Source organism: Amycolatopsis sp. SB7-3, from assembly GCF_041021335.1.
In the GTDB taxonomy this organism is placed as follows: Bacteria; Actinomycetota; Actinomycetes; order Mycobacteriales; family Pseudonocardiaceae; genus Amycolatopsis; species Amycolatopsis japonica.
In genome coordinates, this window is sequence record NZ_JBFPJQ010000004.1 from 1 (window position 1) to 24839 (window position 24839).

Annotated in this window: 11 protein-coding genes; 3 read left to right on the plus strand and 8 right to left on the minus strand. The window is 70.6% G+C overall.

All coding sequences use genetic code 11. The features are described from left to right. A partial coding sequence (locus AB8M46_RS27630) for a DUF222 domain-containing protein (RefSeq protein WP_394362156.1) occupies window positions 1–859 on the plus strand: 859 nt, incomplete at its 5' end. A gap of 647 nt (window positions 860–1506) precedes the next feature. Next, window positions 1507–6996: a carboxyl transferase domain-containing protein gene (locus tag AB8M46_RS27635; protein WP_394362157.1), complete on the plus strand. Its 5490-nt coding sequence runs from the start codon at window positions 1507–1509 to the stop codon at window positions 6994–6996. A gap of 84 nt (window positions 6997–7080) precedes the next feature. On the opposite strand, the gene AB8M46_RS27640 is transcribed toward AB8M46_RS27635, so the two are convergent. Beyond that, complete coding sequence (locus AB8M46_RS27640) at window positions 7081–7614, minus strand: bifunctional nuclease family protein (RefSeq protein WP_350599183.1); 534 nt, start codon at window positions 7612–7614, stop codon at window positions 7081–7083. Between the two features lie 23 nt (window positions 7615–7637). Next, entirely contained in the window at window positions 7638–9395 is a 1758-nt protein-coding gene (gene ctaD / locus AB8M46_RS27645) for a cytochrome c oxidase subunit I (protein ID WP_378423303.1), read from the minus strand. Between the two features lie 127 nt (window positions 9396–9522). Between ctaD and AB8M46_RS27650 the strand changes: the two genes are divergently transcribed. After that, window positions 9523–10530, plus strand: coding sequence for a serine hydrolase domain-containing protein (locus tag AB8M46_RS27650; protein ID WP_394362158.1), 1008 nt, complete (start codon window positions 9523–9525; stop codon window positions 10528–10530). Here AB8M46_RS27650 and AB8M46_RS27655 read toward each other — a convergent pair. The 6 genes from AB8M46_RS27655 to AB8M46_RS27680 form a co-directional block, all read right to left on the minus strand. Further along, window positions 10527–11669, minus strand: a complete 1143-nt coding sequence (locus AB8M46_RS27655) for a glycosyltransferase (protein WP_394362159.1) — start codon at window positions 11667–11669, stop codon at window positions 10527–10529. The two genes, AB8M46_RS27650 and AB8M46_RS27655, sit on opposite strands and share 4 nt — an antisense overlap. Further along, on the minus strand, window positions 11670–12461 hold the full coding sequence (locus AB8M46_RS27660) for an alpha/beta fold hydrolase (protein WP_394362160.1): 792 nt from the start codon (window positions 12459–12461) through the stop codon (window positions 11670–11672). It lies immediately after the preceding gene. Window positions 12462–12463: 2 nt separating this feature from the next. After that, complete coding sequence (locus AB8M46_RS27665; protein ID WP_037344201.1) at window positions 12464–12763, minus strand: acyl carrier protein; 300 nt, start codon at window positions 12761–12763, stop codon at window positions 12464–12466. Then, window positions 12760–16995 carry a beta-ketoacyl synthase N-terminal-like domain-containing protein gene (locus tag AB8M46_RS27670; protein ID WP_394362423.1) on the minus strand — a complete coding sequence of 1412 codons (4236 nt, stop codon included), beginning with the start codon at window positions 16993–16995 and terminating at the stop codon, window positions 12760–12762. The genes AB8M46_RS27665 and AB8M46_RS27670 overlap by 4 nt, the downstream gene beginning before the upstream one ends. A gap of 36 nt (window positions 16996–17031) precedes the next feature. Further along, complete coding sequence (locus AB8M46_RS27675; protein ID WP_394362161.1) at window positions 17032–23457, minus strand: SDR family oxidoreductase; 6426 nt, start codon at window positions 23455–23457, stop codon at window positions 17032–17034. 443 nt (window positions 23458–23900) lie between these two features. Continuing rightward, window positions 23901–24806: a LysR family transcriptional regulator gene (locus AB8M46_RS27680; RefSeq protein ID WP_037344197.1), complete on the minus strand. Its 906-nt coding sequence runs from the start codon at window positions 24804–24806 to the stop codon at window positions 23901–23903. Between the last annotated feature and the right edge of the window lie 33 nt (window positions 24807–24839).

Sequence of the window (24839 nt, forward strand, 5' to 3'; positions counted from 1 at the left end):
GTCGGATGAGGACGCTCGCGCGGTGGACGCGGTCCTGGAGGATCGGATCCCGGACCGCAACTCCGATCAGATCCGGAAAGCGGCCAACCATGCGGCGATGATGGCCGACCGTGACGGCGCCTCCCGCCGCGCCGAACGCAACCGCGGCGGACGCCGCTTAACCGTGCGACAGGGCGACACCGGCGTCGCGTCCATCGAGGTTGAAGACGGCCCCGCCGAGAAGGTCGCCGCCGCCTACACGCGGATCGATCGTGAAGCCCGCGCCCTGCGAGCCGACGGGGAGACCCGCACTCTGGATCAGTTGCGTGCTGATGTCGCCCTTGATCTTCTGCTGGGTGGTCAGGGTGGGAAGAGTGAACGGTCTGAAGTGTTCCTCTATATGGACCTTCAGACGTATTTGGGGTTGAACGATGATCCCGCCGAGATGGCCGGGCATGGGCATATCCCCGCCTCGCTGGCCCGGGAAATCGCCAGTGGGTCGAACACGGTGCTGCGGCGGATCATCACCGACCCACTCTCAGGACAGGTCCTCGACCTCGGCCGCGACCGCTACCGACCCACCGCCGGACTCGACGAATTCGTCCGAGTCCGAGACAGAGAATGCCGAAGACCCGGCTGCCACCGCGTCGCCCAAGCCTGCGACCTCGACCATTCGCTGCCGTGGCAACACGGCGGCCATACGTCGGATACCGAGCTGATCGATCTGTGCCGCCGCGACCATCGGTTGAAGGACGAGCCTGGGTGGAACTACCGGTTGGGTTCTGACGGGACTCTGACTATCACCACGCCCACCGGACAGCGCTACGACAGCTCGCCTCCGCCGCTGCACGAACCCCGCGACGAAGCACCACCGTTCTGAGCCGTCGCCGGAAAACGGCAACGGCACGACGCGGCGTCGCGAGCCTGGCCACCTCCCTGCACGAGCCCCGTCGCCGAATAGCGACGACAGCACCGAGGCCACGACCGGCACCGGCCAAGTCGCCGAAAATGGCCACGGCACGGGACCGAACCTCCACACCGACCTCGCCGGAAAACGGCCACGATGCCGCACACCGCCACGCCTCGCGCCCGCTTGCTCCTCGCCGGCCGGCCGTCGCCGAGAAACGACCAGGCCCGCCGAGCGAACCGGCGCCATCACACCCTGACGGCCGTCGCCGAAAAACAGCCACTCCCCCGCCAGACCGCCCCAACTCCCGACACCAACGCCAACAACCCCCAAGCTCCGCCGACCACCCCCGGTGAAACCGGCGTGAACACCCGGTGACACCTCCCGACCCCTACCGGCAACCCCAGCCGCCAGTTGTCCACTTCATGACGTCATCCGGCCCTGCCCCTAGGTGTTCCACGACACTTTTTGGCGGGTTCCTACAATCCCCGGCCCCCGGCATGCGCCACCGGCGACATTCTCGTACCGGCCGGTAAGAGGCAGGCTGTTAGACAGGTATCAGGAGACTGTCCCGCGCGTGATCCAGCGGGACGGTGCCGCTCACTTGGGAGGCTCAGTCGGTGTTCAGTCGTGTCGCCATCGTCAACCGCGGGGAAGCCGCGATGCGGCTCATCCACGCCGTCCGCGAGCTTTCGGCGGAGACCGGACGGCGGATCGAGACCGTCGCGCTCTTCACGGACGCGGACCGGTCGGCGACGTTCGTGCGGGAAGCCGACATCAGCTACAACCTCGGGCCCGCGTCGGCGCGCCCGTATCTCGATTTCGCCGTGCTGGAGCGGGCCCTGACCGAGACCGGGGCCGACGCGGCCTGGGTCGGCTGGGGGTTCGTGGCCGAGGACCCGGCGTTCGCGGAGCTATGTGAGCGGCTGGGCGTCACCTTCATCGGTCCGAGCGCGGACGCGATGCGCAAACTCGGCGACAAGATCGGCGCGAAGCTGATCGCCGAAGAGGTCGGCGTGCCCGTCGCCCCCTGGAGCCGCGGCGCCGTCGCGGATCTCGACGCCGCTATCAAGGCCGCCGCCGAGATCGGTTATCCGCTGATGCTCAAGGCGACCGCCGGCGGCGGCGGTCGCGGTATCCGCGTCATCACCTCCGCCGACGAGCTCAAGGACGCCTACGAGCGCACCAGCCTGGAGGCCGAGCGCGCCTTCGGCAGCGGCGTCGTCTTCCTGGAGCGCCTGGTCACCGGCGCCCGGCACGTCGAGGTCCAGGTCATCGCCGACGGCCAGGGCACCGCGTGGGCGCTCGGCGTCCGCGACTGTTCGGTGCAGCGCCGCAACCAGAAGATCATCGAGGAGTCCGCCTCCCCGGTCCTGAGCCCCGAGCAGGCCGACGAGCTCAAGCGGTCCGCCGAGCGGCTCGCGCTCGCGGTCGAGTACCGCGGCGCCGGAACGGTCGAGTTCCTCTACCACCCCGGCGACAAGCTGTTCGCGTTCCTCGAGGTGAACACCCGCCTGCAGGTCGAGCACCCGATCACCGAGCTGACCACCGGCATGGACCTGGTCAAGGCCCAGCTGCACGTCGCTTCCGGCGGCAAGCTCGACGGCGTCCAGCCGGCCGAGTTCGGCCACGCCGTCGAGGCGCGGCTCAACGCCGAGGACCCGGACCGCGACTTCGCGCCGTCCCCGGGCCGCATCGCCCGCCTGGACCTGCCCGCCGGCCCCGGTATCCGGGTCGACACCGGAGTCAGCGAAGGCGACACCATCCCGGCCGACTTCGACTCGATGATCGCGAAGATCATCGCCTACGGCCGCGACCGTGACGAGGCGCTCGGCCGTCTGCGCCGCGCGATGGCGCAGACCACGGTCATCATCGAGGGCGGCGCGACCAACAAGAGCTTCGTCCTCGACCTGCTCGACCAGCCCGAGGTGATCGACGGCAGCGCCGACACCGGCTGGATCGACCGCGTCCGCGGCGAAGGCAAGCTGGTCACCCACCGCCATTCGGCGATCGCGCTCGCGGCCGCCGCGATCGAGGCCTACGAGGACGAGGAAGCTGTCGAGCGTCAGCGGCTCCTCTCCACCGCGCACGGCGGCCGCCCGCAGGTCCAGCACGAAAGCGGCCGACCGCTCGACCTGAAGCTGCGCGGCGCCGCGTACCGCGTGAGCGTCGCCAGGATCGGCCACCGCCGGTTCCGCGTCGGCGTCTCGGCGGGCGGCGGCGACATCCACCCCGCCGACGTCGAGGTCGACCGGTTCGACGAGCACACCGGCCAGATCACCGTCAACGGCACCCGGTTCCGCCTGGTCACCGGCACCCACGGCCCGATCCACCTGGTCGAGGTCGACGGCATCACCCACCGCATCAGCCGGGACGAGGGCGGCGTCGTCCGCTCTCCCGCGCCCGCGCTCGTCGTCGCGACCCCGCTGGAGGTCGGCGCCGAGGTCGAGGCCGGCGCGCCCGTGCTGGTGCTGGAAAGCATGAAGATGGAGACGGTGCTCCGCGCGCCGTTCCGGGCGAAGCTGCGTGAGTGCGTCGTCTCGGTCGGCAGCCAGGTCGAGACCGGCGCTCCCCTGCTGCGGCTCGAACCGGTGGCGGAGGAAGGCGAGGAGGTCGCGGAAGACAGCGGCAGCGTCGAGATCGAGCTGCCCGCGGAGCCGGACGGCACGTCGGCGGTCCAGCGGATCACGCGGGGACAGCAGGATCTGCGCAGCCTCCTGCTCGGCTTCGACGTCGACCCGCACGACGAGCGCCGCACGCTCAGCGCGTACCTGGCCGCCCGCGCCGAACTGGAGGGCAACGGCGACCGCCCGCTGGAGGGCGAGGTCGAACTGCTGACCGTGTTCGCCGACCTGTCCGAGCTGATGCGCAACAAGCCGATGCGCGAGGACGTCAAGGCGGACACCCGGGTGCACAGCGCCCGCGAGTTCTTCCACACCTACCTGCAGAGCCTCGACGTCGAACGCGCCGGGCTGTCGGAGTCGTTCCAGAACAAGCTCAAGAAGGTGCTGGCGCACTACGGCATCAAGGATCTGGAGCGCACGCCGGAGCTGGAGGAAGCGGTCTTCCGCATCTTCCTCGCCCAGCAGCGGACCTCGTCCGACGTCGCGATCGTCACCGCGCTGCTGCGGCAGTGGCTCACCGAGCCGCAACCGTTCGAGTCGATGCGCGAGCCCGCGGGCAAGGCGCTGGAGCAGCTCATCGCCGCCACCCAGCTCCGCTTCCCGGTCGTCGGCGACCTGGCCCGCAGCGTCGTGTTCCGCTGGTTCGCCCAGCCGCTGCTGCGCCGCACCCGCGCCGAGGCGTACAGCGAGGTCCGCAAACACCTGCGGCACCTCGACCTGCACCCGGATTCGCCGGACCGCGCCGAGCGGATCGCGAGCATGCTGGCCAGCGCCCAGCCGCTGGTCCGCCTGCTCGGACAGCGGATCGGCCGCCCCGGCACCGACCACAGCCCCCTGCTGGAGGTGCTGAGCCGCCGCTACTACGGCAACCGCGCGCTCACCGGAGTCCAGCAGGTGACCGTCGGCGGATGCACCTTCGTCACCGGTGACTACGCCGACGCGAACGAGCGGTTCCACATGGTCACCACCGCCGTCGACCGCGCCGGGCTTCCCGGGGCGATCAAGGCGGTCGCCGATCTCGCCGCCCAGCTGCCCGCCGACACCGACGTCGAGGCGGACCTCTACCTGACGTGGGACGACGAGTCGGCCGACGACGACGCGATGGCCGCGGGGCTGCGCGAGGTCCTCACCTCCGGGGCGTTGCCGAGCCGGGTCCGGCGCATCACCACCACGGTCGCCGGGCACGGCGGCGCGGTGATGCACCACCACTTCACCTTCCGCCCGTCCTCGACCGGGTTCAGCGAAGAACGGCTGATCCGCGGCCTGCACCCGCTGATCGCCCAGCGGATGCAGTTGCAGCGGCTGGCGAACTTCGACCTCACGCGACTGCCGTCGGGTGACGAGGACGTCTACCTGTTCAAATGCGTCTCGCCGATGAACCCGTCGGATCAGCGGCTGGTCGCGCTCGCCCAGGTCCGCGACCTGACCCCGTTGCGGGACAACGACGGCAAGCTGCTGGCCCTGCCCGCGGTCGAAGGCACGCTGGCGGGCTGCCTCGACGCGATCCGCGAGGTGCAGGCGAAGCTTCCGCCGAAGAAGCGCTTCGACACCAACCGGATCATGCTGTACGTGTGGCCGACCAGTGAGCTCACCGGCGAAGAGCTCGACACGGTCGCCCAGCGCGTGCAGCCGTCGACGGCGGGCGCGGGCCTCGAAGAGGTCCAGTTCCTCGGCAGGCAGCGCGATCGCGCCACCGGCGAGGTCAAAGAGGTCGCCGTGCGCATCGGCTACGACGTGAGCGGCGGCGTGCAGATGTCGCTTTCCGAGCCCACGACCGAGCCGATCCTCCCGCTCGACGACTACCGCCAGAACGTGCTGCGCGCCCGTCGCCGCGACACCGTGTACCCGTACGAGCTGACCGAGATGCTCGGTTCGTTCACCGAGTACGACATGGACGACACGAACACCCTCGTCCCGGTCGACCGGAAAAAGGGCCGCAACAAGGCGGCGATCGTCGCCGGTGTGGTCACCACGCCGACCGAACGCCACCCCGAGGGCGTCAAACGCGTGGTGCTGCTGGGCGACCCGACGAAGGCGCTCGGCGCGCTGTCGGAGCCGGAGTGCTCGCGGGTGATCGCGGCGCTGGACCTCGCCGAGCGGCTGCAGGTCCCGCTGGAGTGGTACGCGCTCTCGGCCGGCGCCCGGATCTCGATGGAGTCCGGTACCGAGAACATGGACTGGGTCGCGGCCGCGCTCAAGCGGATCGTGCACTTCACCCAGAACGGCGGCGAGATCAACATCGTGGTCGCCGGGATCAACGTCGGCGCCCAGCCGTACTGGAACGCCGAAGCGACGATGCTCATGCACACCAAGGGAATCCTGGTGATGACGCCGGATTCCGCGATGGTGTTGACCGGTAAGCAGTCCCTCGACTTCTCCGGTGGCGTCTCGGCCGAGGACAACTTCGGCATCGGCGGCTACGACCGCGTCATGGGCCCGAACGGCCAGGCGCAGTACTGGGCGCCGAACCTCGCCGCGGCGCGCGACGTGCTGATGTCGCATTACGACCACACCTACGTGGCGCCGGGCGAGCCCGGTCCGCGCAAGGCGGTCACGAACGACCCGATCGACCGGGACATCTCGTCGTTCCCGCACGCGGCCGTCGACAGCGACTTCACCACGGTCGGCCAGATCTTCTCGCGGGAGGCCAACCCGGACCGCAAGAAGCCGTTCGACATCCGCACCGTGATGCGCGCGCTGTCGGATCAGGACCACCCGGTGCTGGAACGCTGGCCGGGTATGGCCGACGCGGAGACCGCGGCCGTGCAGGACGTGCACCTCGGCGGACGGCCGGTGTGCCTGCTCGGTATCGAGTCGCGTTCGGTGCCGCGCCGCGGCTTCCCGCCCACCGACGGCCCGGACACCTACACCGCGGGCACGCTGTTCCCGCGGTCGTCGAAGAAGGCGGCGCGGGCGATCAACGCGGCCAGCGGCAACCGGCCGCTGGTGGTGCTGGCGAACCTGTCCGGTTTCGACGGCTCGCCGGAGTCGATGCGGAAGCTGCAGCTCGAGTACGGCGCGGAGATCGGCCGGGCGATCGTCAACTTCGAGGGCCCGATCGTGTTCACCGTGATCTCGCGGTACCACGGCGGCGCGTTCGTGGTCTTCTCGAAGGCGCTGAACCCGAACATGACGGTGCTGGCGCTGGAAGGCTCGTTCGCCTCCGTGCTCGGCGGGGCGCCCGCCGCGGCGGTCGTGTTCGCCGGTGAGGTCAACGCCCGGACCGCGGCGGATCAGCGGGTGCGGTCGCTCACCGAGAAGCTCAGCGGCGCGGTGGGCGCCGAACGTGCCGCGCTCGCCGCGGAGCTGGCCGAGGTCCAGTCGTCGGTGCGGGCCGAGAAGCTGGGCGCGGTCGCCTCCGAGTTCGACGGCGTGCACAGCATCGAGCGCGCGGTGAAGGTCGGTTCGGTGGACGCGATCATCAGCGCCGCCGAGATGCGGCCGCGCATCATCGAAGCGATCGAAGCGGGCCTGGCGAAGCAGTAGCAGCCGCCCCTTCCGGAATGTCATGAAAGGGCCGTTCAGGACGAAAAATGTCCTGAACGGCCCTTTCATGACATCCGGGGCAGGCTAGTCGGTGGGCGGCTGATCCCCGAAGTCCTCGGGCGCGATCTTGTCCAGCGCTGCCCGGAACTCCTCGACCTCCCGTTCCTGAGCGGCCGGGTCGGACGGCACCGACGGCAGTTCGGCGTCGGGCCCGGCTCCCACGATCTCGACCCGCACCGATGCGACCTCCAGCACCGCGTCCGCCACCTCGATCCCGACCCCGGCCCGCAACCCGATCGCGACCGCGTCACTCGGCCGCGCCGAAACGCGGATCCCGGAATCGAGTACCAGATCCGCGAAGAAGATGCCGTCCCGCAGCGCGGTGACCTGCACTCCGGTGACCCGGTGCCCGAACGACTCGACCACCTGGCCGATCAGTTCGATCGTGCCGGGCCGGGGCAGCCGGATCCGTTCCTGCGCGAGCGCCACCGCGCTCGCCTCCGGGCCGCCGATCGTGATCGCCAGCCAGCGGCGTTCGCCCTCCCGTTCCCGCAGCAACATCACCGGTGCCGCTTCCGGCGCCAGGACTGCCATCCCCTCGACGTCCATCGAAATCATGCGCGGTACCTCATTCCCTCGCCTCAGGCGGTGTCGTCGTCCTTCAGTGCCTTGTCCGCCACCACTTCCGACGGGGCGGACTGGTCGCGGCGCTGAAACGGGGTCGTATGCCCCTCGGCGCGCATCCGGGCGATCATGTGCGGGTAGTGGAGTTCGAACGCCGGCCGTTCCGACCGGATCCTCGGCAGATCGAAGAAGTTGTGCCGGGGTGGCGGACAGGTCGTCGCCCACTCCAGGGAGTTCCCGTGTCCCCACGGGTCGTCGACTTCGACGACCTCCCCGAACCGGTAGCTGCGGACGACGTTCCAGAGGAACGGCAGCACCGACGCGCCCAGCAGGAACGCGCCGATCGTGGAAATGGTGTGCAGCACGGTGAAACCGTCCGTGCTCAGGTAGTCGGCGTAGCGGCGCGGCATTCCTTCGTTGCCGAGCCAGTGCTGGACGAGGAACGTCATGTGGAAGCCGATGAACGTGGTCCAGAAATGGAGCTTCGCGAGCCGCTCGTCGAGCATCCGCCCGGTCATCTTGGGGAACCAGAAGTAGATCCCGGCGAAGGTGGCGAACACGATGGTGCCGAACAGCACGTAATGGAAGTGCGCCACCACGAAATAGGTGTCGTGGATGTGGAAGTCCAGCGGTGGCGCGGCGAGGATGATCCCGGTCAGCCCGCCGAGCAGGAACGTCACCATGAACCCGATCGACCACAGCATCGGTGATTCGAAGGTGAGCTGCCCCTTCCACATGGTGCCGATCCAGTTGAAGAACTTGATCCCGGTCGGCACAGCGATCAGGAAGGTCATGATGGAGAAGAACGGCAGCAGCACCGCGCCGGTGGCGAACATGTGGTGCGCCCACACGGCGAACGACAGCGCGGTGATCGCGATCGTCGCGAACACCATGAGTTTGTAGCCGAACAACGGTTTCCGGCTGAACACCGGCACGATCTCGGTGATGATGCCGAAATACGGCAACGCGACGATGTACACCTCGGGATGCCCGAAGAACCAGAACAGGTGCTGGAACAGGATCGCCCCGCCGTTGGCCGGATCGAAGACGTGCGCGCCGAGCCGCCGGTCCGCCTCGAGGCCGAACAGCGCCGCGGTGAGGATCGGGAAGACCGCAAGGATCAGGATGGTGGTGAACAGGATGTTCCAGGTGAACAGCGGCAGCCGCCACATGGTCATCCCGGGCGCGCGCAGGCAGAGGATCGTGGTGACCATGTTGACCGCGCCGAGGATCGTCCCGAGCCCGGACACGATCAGGCCCATGATCACCAGATCGGCGCCGACGCCCGGCGTGTGCGCGGCGTTGGACAGCGGCGTGTACATCGTCCACCCGAAGTCGGGCGCGCCGCTCGGCGTCAGGAACGAGCTGAGCACCATCAGCCCACCGAAGAGGTAGAGCCAGTAGGAGAACGCGTTCAGCCGCGGGAACGCGACGTCCGGGGAGCCGATCTGCAGCGGGAGAATGTAGTTGGCGAAGGCGAAGAGATTCGGCGTCGCGTACAGCAGCAGCATGATCAGGCCGTGCATGGTGAACAGCTGGTTGTACTGCTCCTGCGACAGGAACTGCATCCCCGGCCTGCCCAGCTCGCCGCGCATCAGCAGCGCCATGAAGCCGCCGATGAGGAAGAACGCGAACGAGGTGCTCAGGTAGAGGACGCCGATCGTCTTGTGGTCGGTGGTGCGGACGACGCCGAGGAACACACTCCCCTTGGGGGCACGGATCCGCCCGCCGAAGCGGACGGCCTCCGGGCGCGGAGCGGGCTTCACGGCGGTCATGGCGACTCCCAGCACGAGGACACACCTTCTGAAGGCTGGTACCCCTCCAGGAGAGTCCCTACACGCGGGCTTTTCAAGGGCTGGTCGAGTAGAGGACCCTGGCCACCGTGAGTGAAGGGGGCTTCCGATGAATCTTGCCGCCGTCCGTGCCGCCGCGGCGGCGCAGCGGGCGCGGGTCACGCCGGGTATCGACGACATGGGCCGCTATCTGGAATCCCAGGTGGCCGATGTTTCCCACCGCGAGGTGATCGGGCCGGCACTGCCCGGCTCCGGGGCGAGCGGGGTGGTCGTCTTCCGCGGGGAACGCGTCGCGTCCTGGGGTGATCCCGAGGTGCCGGAAATGGCGTTCAGCGCCACCAAAAGTGTCGTGTCGACCGTCGCGGGCCTCGCCTTCGACGCCGGCCTGATCCCGGACGTCCACCAGCCGGTGACCGACACCCTCGACATGCCCGAGCTGGACGGCCCGAGCGCGATCACCTGGCACCACCTGCTGCAGCAGACCAGTCAATGGGACGGTGAGCTCTGGGGCAAACCGGCGTGGGCGGACGCCGGGAGCCTCGGTCCGGGCAGCGCGCCGCCGGACGCCCCGCCGGGCGCCGGCTGGGCGTACAACGACGTCCGGGTGAACCTGCTCTGCCTCGCGCTCACCCGCTTGTTCGGCCGGTCGCTGCCCTCGGTGCTGCGGGACGGCGTCCTCGGGCCGATGGGCGCGTCCGCGAACTGGTCGTGGCATGGCTACCGCGGTGCGACGACCGACATCGACGGTGAAGCCGTTCCGGTCGTCAGCGGCGGAGCGCATTGGGGAGGCGGCCTGTGGATCTCCGCCGGCGACCTCGCCCTGCTCGGCTCGCTCTACCTTCGCGACGGCGAGCACCACGGCCGCCGTCTGCTCAGCCGCGCGTGGATCGAGCGCACCTGGAGCCCGTGCGCCCACAACCCGGATTACGGCTACCTCTGGTGGCTCAACGACCATCGGCGGGTCTTCCCGGCCGCTCCGCCGAGTGGCCGGTGTGCCCGCGGGAACGGCGGCAGGCATCTGCTGTGGGTCGATCCCGAACGCGACCTCGTCATCGTCTCCCGCTGGGGTGAGGACGCCGAACGGTTGCTGCACGAGGTCTCGGCCGCGATCTCCTAGCCGAGCAGAGCCTCCAGATGGTCCGCCGCCGTCGCGGCCCCGCCCGCCTCCCGGAACGAGGCGCCCACCTTCTCGGCGGCCGACCGGTACCCCGGATCGCCCAGCACCTTCGTCACGGCGGCCGCGATCCGTTCGGGTTTCGCCTTGCCGAACCGCAGCCGGACACCGGCGCCCGCGTCGACGACCTGGCCGGCGATGATCGGCTGGTCGTCCCGGATCGGTGCGACCACGAGCGGCACCCCGTGCCACAGGCTCTCGCAGACGGTGTTGTGCCCGCCGTGGCAGACGACGGCGTCCACGCGGGCCAGAAGTGCCATCTGGGGCACCTGTGGCACCACGAGCACCGTGTCCCCCACCAGGCCCACGGCACCGCCTGGATCGGCGATGACGGTCCGGATCCCGTCGACGTGGGAGAGTCCCCGGGCGGCCGCGCGGAGGAAGTCCCCGGCGGCGTCGGCGTTCGCGGTGCCGAGCGAGACGAACACGGCGGGCACCGCCGGGTCGAGCCGCTCCCACGGGAAGCCGCCGGTGGGCGCTCGACCGCCGATGGACGGGCCGACCAGCCGGACCCGGCTCGGCAGCGCGGCCGGGCCGAGCAGTTCCCGGGTGGTGAACGCGAGCACGCCGTGCGGCGACATCCGGGGATCGGCGGGGCCGCCGTCGATCCGCGCGCGCAGGCCGTCGAGGAGGTCGTCGAGCCAGGCCGCCACCTTGGGCAGCCCGGCCAGGGGATCGACGAGTTCCGCGGACGTCGTCGCGGAGGTGACCCACGGCAGGCCGAGCCCGTCGGCGACGAGACCGCCCGCGATGGCCTGCTGGTCGGCGACCACCACCTGCGGGCGGAACCGGCCGATCGCGGCGCGGACCCCGGGCGCCATCGCCTCGGCCAGCGGGATCAGGAACTCCTCCCACAGGAACCGGAACGCCGCCGGTCCCTTGAGGCTCGCGTCGCGTTCGGGCAGGCGACGCGGGATCGCGCACGGGAACACGACGGCACCGTCGCCGGCGAGCCGACGGATGACCTCCGGCCGCCCCGCCCAGGCGACCTCGTGCCCACGTGCGGTGAGGGCGGCCGCGACCCCGGCCGCGGGGTTCACGTGCCCGGTCAGCGGCGGGGTGACGAAGAGGAATCTGCCCACTCAGGCCGCCGTTTCGCACGAGTGTTCGCGGACCCAGTCCAGGATCAGTTCCGACGTCTCCGCGGTGCGCTCGACGAGTACCGAATGTCCCTGGTCCGGCAGGACGACGGTGCGGCAGCGGCCGAGGTTCGCCTCCAGGTCCGGGACCTGCGCCGAGAGTCCCGACTGGTCGCCGAACAGCGCGAACACCGGGCAGCGGACGGCCTTGAGGTCGTCGTCGATGGTCCGGCTCAGCGGGATGTCCTCCGCCAGTGTGGTGGCCGCGAGGATCTTGTACGCGGATTTCGACAGCCGGGCGGTGTGCGCGCCGTGGTTCTCGGCGATCCAGCCGATCACCTCGTCGTGCGCGAGCCTGTTCTTCGCGTCGGCGAGCCCTTCGGCCATGTGCCCGATCCACGCCCGCACCGGTGGCTCCGCTTCGATGGCGACGACGCTGGCGACGCGCTCGGGATGCGAAGCCGCGAGCCCAAACGCGATCGAGCCACCGAAGGAGTTCCCGGCCACGTGCACCGGCCGGTCGATCCCGAGCTCGGTCAGCAGACCGTCCAGGTCGGCGACGAACTCCTCCAGCCGGTAGCCGGTGGCGGGCCTCGTCGTGCGGCCGTGCCCGCGAAGGTCGTACATGACGACGTCGATGCCTTGCGCGGCGAAGGCGGGCCCGAGCGTGAAGTAGTAACTCGCCAGACTGTCGGTGAGAAGGCCGTGGACGAACACCACGACCGGCGCCGTGCCGTCCGGCGGACCCAGCCGCTGCACGTGGACGTCGAGGTCGCCGACCTTGACCTTCGCCATGCTCAGGCCTTCCCCGCCAGGGACGCGACCACGTGGTCGACCAGTTCGCCGACGGTCAGCGCGATGATCTCGTCCAGTTCGCGTTCCGCGATGAACTCGGCGAAGTTGACCTTGTCGCCGTAGTGGTCACGCAGCCGGCCGGACAGCGTCACGAGGTCGATGCTCTCCAGTTCGAGGTCGTCGTGGAACTTCGTGTCCCGGCCGATCTCGGCGTCGTCCAGCCCGTACTCCTCGAGCAGTTCGCGCAGCATCACGGTGAGGTCGGCCAGTACGGTCCCGGCCGCCGCGGTTTCGGTGGTCATTCTTCGTTCTCCGTCCAAGCCACGACGTAATCCGTCAGCGGTGTGGTGATCGTGGTGTGCCACACCGGATACCGGGCACCGCCCACCTCCACGGTGAGCCGCCCGTCGTCCGCGCCGACGACGGCGAAAGCGCGCGGATCACCGCGCAAGCCGGTGCGGAGCCGTTTCGCGACGGCCTCCTTGGCGGCCCAGAACCTGGTGAACCACACCGCTTCCGGCTCGCCGAGCAGGGCACGTTCCGCCGGGCCGAGAGCAGCGGCGACCGTGCTCTCCGGCCGGTCTTCGACGGCTTCGATGTCGATCCCGCAAGGCCCAGGCCGGGCGATGGCGACGCCGAGCGCGTCCCGATGGGCGATCGAGACGGTGAGCTCCGGAAGGCTTCTCCCATAGGCGCCCGAGACGGTCGGCGCCCCCGACGAGTCGTTCCCGATGCGCAGTTCGGCGGGGAAGATGTCGCCCACGCCGTCTGTCCACAAGAGACGCCGGACGGCGTCCTTCGCCGCGATCCGGCCGAGCAGCCAGGCCCGTCTCCGGCGCGGGGACTGGCCGGCGTACGCCTGTCTTTCCTCCCCGGCGAGCACGTTCCGCATGATCAGCTCGCGCGTGGCCAGATCCGGCCATTGCTCGCGCACCAGCGCCCAGCCGCCGGGGCGTGCCTCGGACAGCGTGGCCCGCTCGGGCCGCCGGTCCATCGCCCGGATCACCGGGTTGCTGTCGAACCGGCGATCACGCCAGCCCTCGACCTCGGCCCAGACCCGGCCACCGTGGATCAGCTGGACGTCCGCTTCGAGTTCCGCGTCGGTCACCGACACGATGCGGACGACGCAGTCGACCCGGTCCCCCGGTAAGGGATGTTCGCCGTAGAACCGGATCCGCCGCATCCCCACCGGGAAAACCGTGGTCCTGGCGGGCAGCCGCGACATGATCCAGTACCCGAGCAGCTGACCGGCGTTGTCCAGCAGCGCCCCCGGCGCGTCCGGGGTCCGCAGCACTCCGCGCACGTGGCGGTCCCCGACCGCGACCAGTTCCTCGACGCCCTGGAACCTCGGCCCGTGGAACATCCAGCGCTCGGTGTAGAGCTGCTCGGCGCGCAAGTCCGGCTTCCGTTCCCGCGAGGCCGGGAACGTCCACGGCCCGGGCGGATCGGCGGGGAACGCGGCGTCCAGATCGATGACGGCCCTGGAGTAGTCGCCGAGGGAGACCCCGGCCCGGGAAGGACCTTGCGGCACCACGGTCACCGGGACGTCCAGCGCGGGGATCGCGGCGATCCACTGGTTCAGCCGGACGTCCTCCAGCGCGACCGCGCGACGGCCCGGCGCGGCCTGCTCGGCGAAGTCCATCAGATGCCCGATCACCGTCGTCGCGGGGACGACCGGCCACGAGTCCGCGGGATCCGCACCGGGCGGTTGTTTGAAGAAGCAGTGGTCGAGCAGATACGGCATCGTCTCGACGGAGACACGGAGTTCGGTGCGCGACGGCCGGATCCGGGGCGCCGACCTGGCGGCGAACAGTTCGGCCGCCAGGCCGGCGGTGTCGGCCAGCAGCCCGGAGAATTCGGCTGCCAGCGGGTTCCTTTTCCCGATCTTGTCCAAAGTGGACGTACCGGCGCCCGATGGGCGGAACCCGTGCCGGACGCGTTCGTCGAGCGACACGAGCGCGCCGCCGAGGTCGAGCCGGATCGTCCGGCCGCGTTTCGCGCCGCGTTGACCCGGCAGGAGTTCGAACGCCGGATCGGCGCCGTCGGCCCACAAGGCCGTCGCGGTCCGCAGCAGTTGCGGCAGACCGGGCCGGTGCGCGGAATGCGCGGCGACGACGAGATGTTCGCGGTCGTGCAAGGTGTTCCCGATCAGCGATCCGAGCTGCCCCGCGCCCGTCTGCACGAACGCGCGGAATCCGGCCGCGTACAGGTTCTCCACGAGACCGCGGAACCGCACCGGTTCCAGCAGGTGCCGGACGAACAGGTCCCGCACTTCCGCGGCGGCCGCCGGGTAGGGCTTTCCGGTCGTGGCGGACCAGACCGGGAGTTTCGCCGGATGCAGCGTGTAGCGTTCCGCGGCCTCACGGATCGGGCCGAGATACGGGGCGAGCATCGGCGTGTGGAAGCCGGACCGGAACGGCAGCACCTGGGAGATCACGCCGTCCGCGCGGAACCCACGCACGAACCCGTCGACGGCCTCCGCCGGCCCGCAGATCATCGCCTGATTGGGCGCGTTGTCGTGGGAAAGGACCACTTCGGACTGTCCTTTGAGGACTTCGGTGACCACGGGCGCGGCCGCGCCGATCACCGCGAAGGTCAGCCCCGGTACCTTGAGCGCGTCAGGATCGAAGCCGGCCAGGAAGGCGTCCACCTCGGTGTCGGCATGGATCCCGGCGACGGCCATGGCGGTCCACTCCCCCAGGCTGTGCCCGGCGAGCGCGTCCGGGGTGACGCGCAGCGTGCGCAACGCCGTGTCGAGGAGTCTGCCCAGCTGGAACACGCCCTTGCCGTGCCTGCCGACGTCGCCGATCGTGACGTCCGGCGCTTCCCAGCGGATACCGAAATGCCGGGCGATGTCATCGGCGTCGGCCTCGAATTCGTTCTCCAGCCCGGGGAAGACGAACGCGAGCTTGCCCCCGCCCGTGCCGAGCAGCGGTTCCGGGACGAACCAGAGGTCGTTGCGGCCACGCCAGGGTCTGCCCTTCGCGACCACCTTCCTGGCCAGGTTCAGCCGCTTGGGCGTCGGGTCGACGAGCCCGAGCCGGACCCGGCCGCGACCGGTGTCGCTCTCGCTCAGAACGTCGTCGTGCTCGAGCAGGCAGCCCATCTCGGCGACGGTCGGCGCCGAGAGCCGCAGGACAAGTTCGGGCTCGGAGACCTCGACGGCGGGCCGGGTCGCGGCCTGCTCCAGGACCACGTGGGCGTTGATCCCGCCGAAGCCGAACGCGTTGACCCCCGCCCGCCGCACCGGCCGCCGGTCGTCGGTCTCCCAGGTCTTCGCGGCGCCGAGCGTCTCGAACCGGGTCGATGCCAGCGCCGGATGCGGGTTCTCGCAGTGCAGAGTCGGTGGCAGAACTCCGTGGTACACGGCCAAAGCGGCCTTGACGAGTCCGGCGACGCCCGCCGCGGGCATGGTGTGCCCGATCATCGACTTGACCGAGCCGAGTACCGCCGTCGGCTCGTCCTCCTGTCCGAATACCTCCGCGATCGTCGCCAGTTCGGCCGCGTCGCCCGCCGGGGTGGCGGTCCCGTGCGCTTCGAGCAGGCCGATCGTGGCGGGGTCGATTCCCGCCGCGTTCCAGGCCTGCCGCACCGCACGGACCTGACCGGCGGTGTCCGGAGTGGACAGTCCGGCGGTCCGGCCGTCGCTGGCCACGCCGGTCCCGGTGACGACGGCGTAGACCCGGTCGCCGTCCCGTTCGGCGTCCGCGAGCCGTTTGAGCACGACGACCCCGGTGCCCTCGCCGATCAGCACCCCGTCCGCGTCCTCGTGGAACGGCCGGATCCGCTGACTCCGCGACAACGCGCCGAGCTGGGAGAACACGCTCCAGAAGGTGACGTCGTGGCAATGGTGCACGCCACCGGCCAGCACGACGTCGCATCGCCCGGTCGCCAGTTCGCGAACGGCGTGGTCGACGGCGACGAGCGAGGAGGCGCAGGCGGCGTCCACCGTGTACGCGGGTCCGCGCAGGTCGAGCCGGTTCGCCAGCCGCGACGCGGCGAGGTTGGGCACGAGCCCGATCGCGGCGTCGGGGGCTTCGGGCCCGAGCCGGTCGGTGAAGGCCCGGCGGAGTTCCTCCAGCCGCTCGCCGCCGAGTTCGGGCATCAGCTCGCCGAGGGTGCGGACGACCTGGGTGGCCGTGCGCACCCGCTGGTCGAGCCGCACCAGACCGGGCGTCAGATAGCCGCCGCGGCCGAGGATGACACCGGTCCGCTGCCGGTCGGCGGGCAGCCGGTGCTCCCCGCCCGCGTCGGCGATGGCCTGCGCGGCCACCCGCAGCGCGATCAGCTGATCGGGTTCGGTACCGGGGACCGACGACGGCATCACGCCGAAGCCGGTGACGTCCACTTCGGCCAGTTCGCCGACGAAACCGCCGCGATGGCAGTAGATCCGGTCCGCCCGTGGTTCGGCGTCGGGCTGGTAGAACCCCGGATCCCAGCGATCGGCCGGGACTTCGGTGATCGCGTCGACGCCGTCGACGATGTTGCGCCAGTAGGTCTCGAGATCGGGGGCGCCCGGGAACAGCACCGACATCCCGACGATCGCGATCGGAGGCGTTTCGGCCACCGGTCACCACCCCGACGCGGTGTAGGTGACGGACGTGAGGGCCGCGTCGCCCCACGCCAGTTCGCGCAGCAGGCTCAAGGTGCCTTCCTCGGGGTCGATCAGCTCGATCCCGCGCCGGGCGTAGTCCCGCATCAGCTCCGGGGTGACCATCCCGTTGTTCACCCCGGTGGGCGCCCACGGTCCCCAATGGACCGTCAGCCCACGACGTCCGTACACAGTGGACCAACGGTGGCCGAGCGCCTCCAGCGCGTCGTTCGCCGCCGCGTAGTCGGCCTGGCCGCGGTTGCCCAAGGTCGCGGCGATACTGCCGAACAGGACGGCGAACCTCGGCGCCTCCGGCAGTTCACCGGCCGCCGCGAGTAGCGTGCTCGCCCCTTCGACCTTGGTGGCGAAGACCCGGTCGAAGGACGCCGGATCCTTCTCGGCGATCAGCTTGTCCTCGATGACGCCCGCCGCGTAGACGATGCCGTCGAGCCTGCCGTGTTCGGCGTGGATCTCCTTGACCGCGCGGTGCACGGCCTCCGCGTCGAGCATGTCCACCGAGTGGTACCGCACCGGGCTGCCGAGGTCGCGGATCCGCCGCAGCGTTCCGCGGACCTCGCGTTCGGACTCGATGAGCCGGATGGTCCGCTCGATCTCCGCCGGTTTGGTCAGCCCGCTCCCGATCAGGGCGGCACGCAGCTCTTCCGTCGTCGTCGCGGTCGCGATCCCCGGTTCCTCGCCGTCGATGGGCACGGCGGTGCGGCCGAACAGTTCGATACGGCACCGCGACGCCGAGGCCAGCGTGGTGGCCAGCCGGGCGGTGATGCCCTTCGCCCCGCCGACCAGGAGGACGACCGAGTCCCGGTCCAGGCCGAGCGCTTCGGCCTCGGCCGTGCCGTCTCCGGCCGGACCGGCGCCCGTGCTGCCGAGCAGACCGAGGCCCTCCTCCGTCATCCGCAGACCACGCCGTGCACCACCGCGGCGGACGACGACCGGCTCCCAGTCCCCGGTGGACAGCTCGGCGAGCAGGGTCTCCACCTGTTCGTCCACAGTGGATTCCGGATGCTGCTCCACCACGCGGGCGACCGTGTCCGGATACTCCCTGGCCACCGTCCGGAAGAAGCCGCGGGCACCGTCGGCGGGGCCGTTCGCGATGAGCCAGCGCGGACCTCGCGCCAAGACCGCTTGGTACAGCGGGAAATCGTCGGGGAACGACGGCGACAGGTGGAACACGCCGTCCGCGCCGTGCTCCGGTACGCCTTGGACCAGTTCGGTTTCGGCGCCGTACCCGGCGAGCCGGGCGGTGAGCATCTCGGCGACCTGACCTTCACCCACGACGGCGAAACGGAGCCCGGCGAGTTCTTCGTCGGCGGGAGCGGCGCCGGCGAGATCGAATTCCCGCATCAGGTAGCGCTTCGGCGCCACCACCACGGCGCCGTTCTCTTCGGCGGGCTGGTCACCGGAAGGAACGCCGCCGAGCAGATCGGCGAGTTCCGCCGCCGTCCGGGCCTTGGCGAGGACCTCGGGATCGCCGTCGGTCAGGCCCAGCCGGGCCGCGAGTTCCCCGGCGATCTCGGCCCGTTTGATCGAATCGACGCTCAGATCCGCTTCCAGGTCCAGATCCGGCTCGATCATGTCCACCGGATAGCCGGTCCGCTCGCCGATCACCTCGACGACGGTGTCGAAGACCGAGCGTTCGGGCACGATCTCGACGCGCGCGGGCTCGGGTACCGAGGCGACGACGACGGGCGCGGGCGGTGGCACACCGGGATCGGTACCGAGGTAGCCGAGCAGGACATCCCGTTGCGCGGCGATCATCTCGCGGCTGGTGCGGAGGAACTCCGAGATGAGCGCCTCACCGCCGTCGGTGCCGGGCCGGGAAGTCACGATCGCCTCCGTGGGGATTCGCTGGGCTGGGTGCAGGGCGGTGGCGGGGATCTCACCGTCGGCGGTGCGGACGAGGTGTCCGTCGACGGTCCAGCCCGCCTTCTTCGGTGGCCGGACGGACAGCGCGTCCGTGCCCGCGCGGCCGGTGAACAACCGGCCGGTGCGGACGTCCGCGCCGGCGACCGCCAGCTTCGCCAAGGCGGCGAGGAATCCGGGGATCCCGGTGCGGCGGCCGCCTTCGAGAGTGACCGTCCGATGTGGACGGCCGTCGAGTACGGCATCGACGAGCCGGGTGAGGACCGAGCCGGGGCCCGCTTCGACGAACGTCCTGGCGCCCGCCGCGTACATGGCCTCGATCTGGTCGGCGAACCGCACCGGCGCGCCGATCTGCGCGGCCAGTCCGGCGCGGATCCCGTCCGGCGTGGACGGGTAGGGCGCGGCGGTCCGGTTGGCCCACACCGGGATCTCCGGTTCCCGGACCGCGACGGTGCCGAGCACGCGGCCGAATCCCGGCTCCGCCGGGGCGACCAACGGGCTGTGGAACGCGCACGCGACCGGAAGGGATTTCGCGCCGATCCCGCGGTCGCGTAGCCGGTCCATCGCCAAACCGACCGCGTCCGTCGGCCCGGAGATCACCGTCTGTTTCGGCGAATTCCGGTTGGCGGTGACGACGGTCCCGGTCAAGCCCTCGGCGGCGAGTACTTCTTCGACGTCGGTGGCGTTCGCGGCGACGGCCGCCATCGTTCCCGGGTCGCCGGTGCCGGTCGCACCGAGGATCGCCTCCGCCCGCGCCCGGCTGAGGTCCAGCAGCGAAGCCGAACTCAACGCACCGGCGACGGTCAACGCGACGAGTTCGCCGTAGCTGTGACCCGCCACCATCGAGGGCCGTACCCCGGCCGTGCCCAGCAGGTGGTGCGCGGCGAGCCCCACGATGCCGAGCGCCGGCTGCGCGGCCCGGGTGTCGGTCAGCCGGGCACGCTGGGCCTCGCGTCCGGCCTCGTCGAAAGCGGTGGACGGGAACAGGACGTCGACCGTGGCCCCGCCGCGCGCGAGGTAGCGCCGCAGTTCGGGGAACGCGACGAACAGCTCCGCGAACATCCCCGGCCGCTGGCTGCCCTGCCCCGGGAAGAGGAACGCGATCTCGCCCAGCGGCGCGTCGTCGGCGCCGAAGATACCCGCGTTCTCGTCCCGCTCCCCCGCGATGGCCCGGCGGAGCAACCCGGCCAGTTCGTCCACAGTGGACGCCAGAATGGCGAACCTCGGCCGTCCGTCCCGGGTTTCCGCCCGGCGGGACGCGGCGAGCGCCAGATCACGCAGCCGCCAACCCTGTCCCGTCGCGGCCAGGAGATCTTGCGCGTCCTTGTCACCCGCGAACAGGAAGAGCTCGGCAGGCCAGTCGTCGAGGGTTTTCGCGGGTGGGACGGCGCCTTCGTGCGCGGTCAGGACGACGTGGAAGTTCGTGCCGCCGAACCCGAACGCGCTCACTCCGGCGACGCGTTCGGTCTCGGCCCACGGCCGGGCCTCGGTGTGGAACGCGAACGGGCTGGTCTCCGGGTCCCACGCCGGATTCGGCTTCGCCAGGTGCAGCGTCGGCGGTTTGACGCCGGTGTGCAGCGCGAGGCTCGCCTTGATCAACCCGGCCAGCCCGGCGGCGCATTTCGTGTGCCCGATCTGGGATTTCACCGAACCGAGCGCGCAGCGGCCGGGTTCGGCGCCCGCTTCGGTGAACACCTCGGTCAGGGTGGTGAGTTCGGTGCGGTCGCCGACGACCGTGCCGGTGCCGTGGGCTTCGACGAGCCCGACCTGCGACGGAGAGATCCCGGCGTTGCGATACGCCCTGGTCAGCGCGTTGTGCTGCCCCTCCGGCCGGGGCGCGGTGAGCCCGAGTGCCCGGCCGTCGCTGGCGCTGCCGACGCCCTTGATGACGGCGTAGACGCGGTCGCCGTCGCGTTCGGCGTCCGCCAGCCGTTTCAGGACGACGCACGCGACGCCCTCGCCCAGCGCGATCCCGTCCGCGTCGCTGTCGAAGGTGGCCGAGCGGCCGGACGGCGAAAGCGCGTGCACCGACGAGAACAGCAGGTAGTCGTTGATGCCGTTGTGCAGGTCGGCGCCGCCGCACAGGACGAGGTCGCTGGTGCCGGCGACGAGTTCCTTGCAGGCGACGTCGACGGCGGTCAGCGACGAGGCGCACGCCGCGTCGACCGTGTAGTTCGCGCCGCCGAGGTCGAGCCGGTTCGCGACCCGGCCCGCGATGACGTTCGCGAGCACGCCGGGGAACGAGTCCTCGGTCAGGCGCGGCAACTGGCGGTCGAGGTCGGCCGGGAGTTCGCCGAGGTAGGACGGGAGCACGGTCCGCAAGGTCATCGCGTTGGACAGGTCGCTCCCGGCTTCCGCGCCGAAGACCACCGACGTGCGGGACCGGTCGAAATCGCGTTCCGCGTATCCGGCGTCGGCGAGCGCCCGCCGCGACACTTCCAACGCCAGCAGCTGGACGGGTTCGATACTAGCGAGCGACGCGGGCGGGATACCGTGGTCGAGCGGGTCGAACGGGATCTCCGGCAGGAAACCGCCCCAGCGTGACGGCGTCTTCTCGCCGTCGCCGCCGGGCGCGTAGTAGAGCGCCGGATCCCAGCGCCGGGCCGGGACTTCGGTGACGGAGTCCGCTCCGGACAGGATGTTCGCCCAGAACGCCGAGAGATCCCCGGCCTGCGGGAAGACCCCGGCCATCCCCACGATGGCGATGTCGAGCGGTTCCGGCACGGGCTCGTCGTCCGGGACGCTCAGCAGTTCGGCGGCGCGGGCGGCGAGAAATTCCTGGGCCCCGGGGCCGACGGCCTCGTGCAGCCGGGCGATCGTCGTGACCTCGGACCGCAGCACGGCGACGTCGCCCGCCATGAACATGCCCTCGGCGAGCTGCCGGTCCTCACCGACCGGGCTGAGCGCGTCCCCGACCCGCTCGATTCCCTTGCTCGCCAGCCGAAGCCGTCCGACGTTGAGCTTCTCCAGCCGTTCCCAGGCCTCGCGATCGGGCACGTCCTTCAGCGCGCGCTTGAGTTCCGCGTATTCGGTGGTGAACGCCGAACGCACGCACCGTGTCGCGTGTCCCGGCGCGGTCTCCAGCAGATCGGTGCGCGTGGCTTCGACGACCTGGCGCTGGAACAACGGCAGGACGGCGCCCGCCAGGACGGCCTCCTCGGTGAACAGGTACGCGGTGCCCATCAGCAGGCCGACCGTCGCGCCGAGCCGGGTCAGCGGTGCCGCGGCGGCGGTGACCATCGCGGCCGAGCGTTCGTCGTGGACGCCACCGGCGAAGTACACCTCGACCTCGGCTGCATACTCGCGGAGGACGTCGATCTGGGCTTCCCACAAGGGAAAACTCGCCCTCGGCCCGACGTGCCCACCGCATTCGGCACCTTCGAAGACGAATTTGCGCGCACCCGCTTCGAGGAACTGGCGCAGCAAACCCGGTGACGGGACGTGCAGGAACGTCGAGATCCCTGCCTCTTCCAGCGTCTTCGCCTGCGCCGGACGGCCACCGGCGATGATCGCGTGGCTCGGCCGGATCTCGCGGATCACCTCGAGCTGCGCGGCACGAATGTCCTCGGCCGCGAACCCGAGCACACCGACGCCCCAGGGCGCGTCACCCAACGCCGCCTTGGTCGCTTCGAGCATCTCGCGGGTCCGCGCGGGCCCGGACAACGCCAGTGCCAGGAACGGCAGCGCTCCCCCGGCGGCGACGGCCCGCGCGAATTCGGGCTGGTCGCTGACCCGGGTCATCGGTCCCTGCGCGAGCGGCAACGGGGCGCCGGCAGCGGTGAGCCCCTCGGCGATCGAGGCGCGAACGCCGTGGATCGCGGCCGGGAGGGTTCCCCAGCGGTCGCGGAACCGCTCGGGCAGGAAGGCGTCCTGCCCGGCTTCCACCGGCCGTCGGCGGAGGCGCCGGACGCCACCGTCCACAATGGTCTCGGAACCGTCGAGGCCGTCCAGGGCCCTCGTGACGTCCGACGGGAGCTCCGCTTCGGGGAGCAGCGCGAACGCCGTGTCGAGGACGACACCGGCGGCGCCTCCGGCCACCGCGGCGGCCGCGGTGTGCGAGCCGATCCCGCCGTACGCCCAGACCGGGACACCGATCGCCGGATCGGCCAGCAACTGCTGCAGGAACACGAAGGTACCGAGTTCGCCGACCCTGCCGCCTGCCTCGTGGCCGCGGGCGACGAGCCCGTCCGCACCGGCGGCGACGGCTCGGGCGGCTTCGTCCCGGCTCGTGACTTCGACGAGTACCCGGCGGCCCACGAAGTCCACAGTGGACAGAGGGGTACCTTCGGCGAGCAGAACCGTGTGCACCGCCGAAGGAAGGTCGACCGGTCCCGCGACGCGGACGCCGAAACCGGTCGCGAGCCAGTCCTCCGCCAGGTCGAGTTCTTCGCGGGCCACCCGGTTTCCGCTGGTCAGATCCAGGACACCGAGCGCACCGGCCAGCGCCGCCGCCGCGGTGAACCGCGCGGACGCCACACCGAAAGGGTGCATCGCGATGAGCAGATCCGCCGTACCGGTCAACATTGAGGCATCGGCGCCACGAATCGACTTACCCACGGGAAGCCTCCGGCACACGGAAGAGTGAATTGGTTACCGGGCGTACTTAAACGCAGGCGAGGCTTCACGTCAATACTCGACAGTAGGGTTTCCGCTCACAGGAACCGGATGGCGGTACGCCGACCTTGCGAAACGCGAAGTCCGTCGCGAGAATTTAGCGTTCCGGATACACACGGGACATCCAAGGGGTCGGGTTTTCCCTGCCCCTACAGGAAAGAACAGTCAACGACCAGGTGTCCCAACGTCCGATACGCCATCCGGCGTGTTACCCGGAGTTCACCATTCCGCTTTCGTCGGACCACCGGAATCAGTGGTCCGTACCCATTTCCGGAAATCGACGCCCTTTCGCCCTATCGTCGGTAGCCGGGCGCCGGGAGTTTCGGTATCACGCGCGGAAAACATGAAGGGAATCAGCGGGATTTCGCATTCCGGACGGCGATGCCCAGCAGTTCCGCGGCCGGACCGGCGAGCCGCCGCCCGGCGGGCCACACCGCGCGCAACTCCCGGCCGAAGTCGACGCCGTCCACCGCGACCGCGACGAGCCGCCGGTCGGCGACGTCCCGGGCGATGGCGAGTTCGCTGATCACCGCCGGTCCGGCGCCCGCGATCACCGCGTTGCGGACGGCGGAGGCGGAACCCAGTTCCAGCAACGGTTTCGCCGGTCCGACCCCGGCCTTGCGCAGTGCGGCGTCCACGGTCTCCCTGGTCCCGGAACCGAGTTCACGCACCACGAGCGGCGTGATCGCCAGCTCGGCCGCGGTCACCGGGCGGCGTTTGCGCGCCCACGGATGACTCGCGGGCACGACGAGGACCAGCCGGTCGGTCGCCACCCGACGCGACGAGAGACCGGGCAGCGAACCGGGCGATTCGACGAACCCGAGATCGACCTTGCCCTCACGCGCCATTTCGGCGGCCTGGTCGGAGTTGGTGACCTCCAGCCCGAGGTACAGTCCGGGGTCGCCGCGTTTGAGCTCGCCGATCCAGCCCGGCACCAGGTACTCGGCCAGTGTCATGCTCGCGGCGACCCGCAGATGCGCCTCGTGCTGGGTGCGCAGCGCCTCGGCGCCGTCGAGCAGACCGTCGAGTTCGGACAGCACGCGATGCGCCCAGCCCGCGATGACCCGGCCGTCGGGGGTGAGCGCGGAGCCGCGCCGCGTACGGTCGACCAGCACCAGCCCCAGCCGTCGCTCGACTGTGGACAGTCGTTTGCTCGCGGACGGCTGCGCGATCCCGAGGCTGGCCGCGGCCTGCCCGATACTGCCGAGCTCGTCCACGAGCACGAGCAGGCGCAGGGAGTCCAGATCGGGTGTGGTCATAGCCCAAGTGTATGACCTACCCCCGGTATTCCC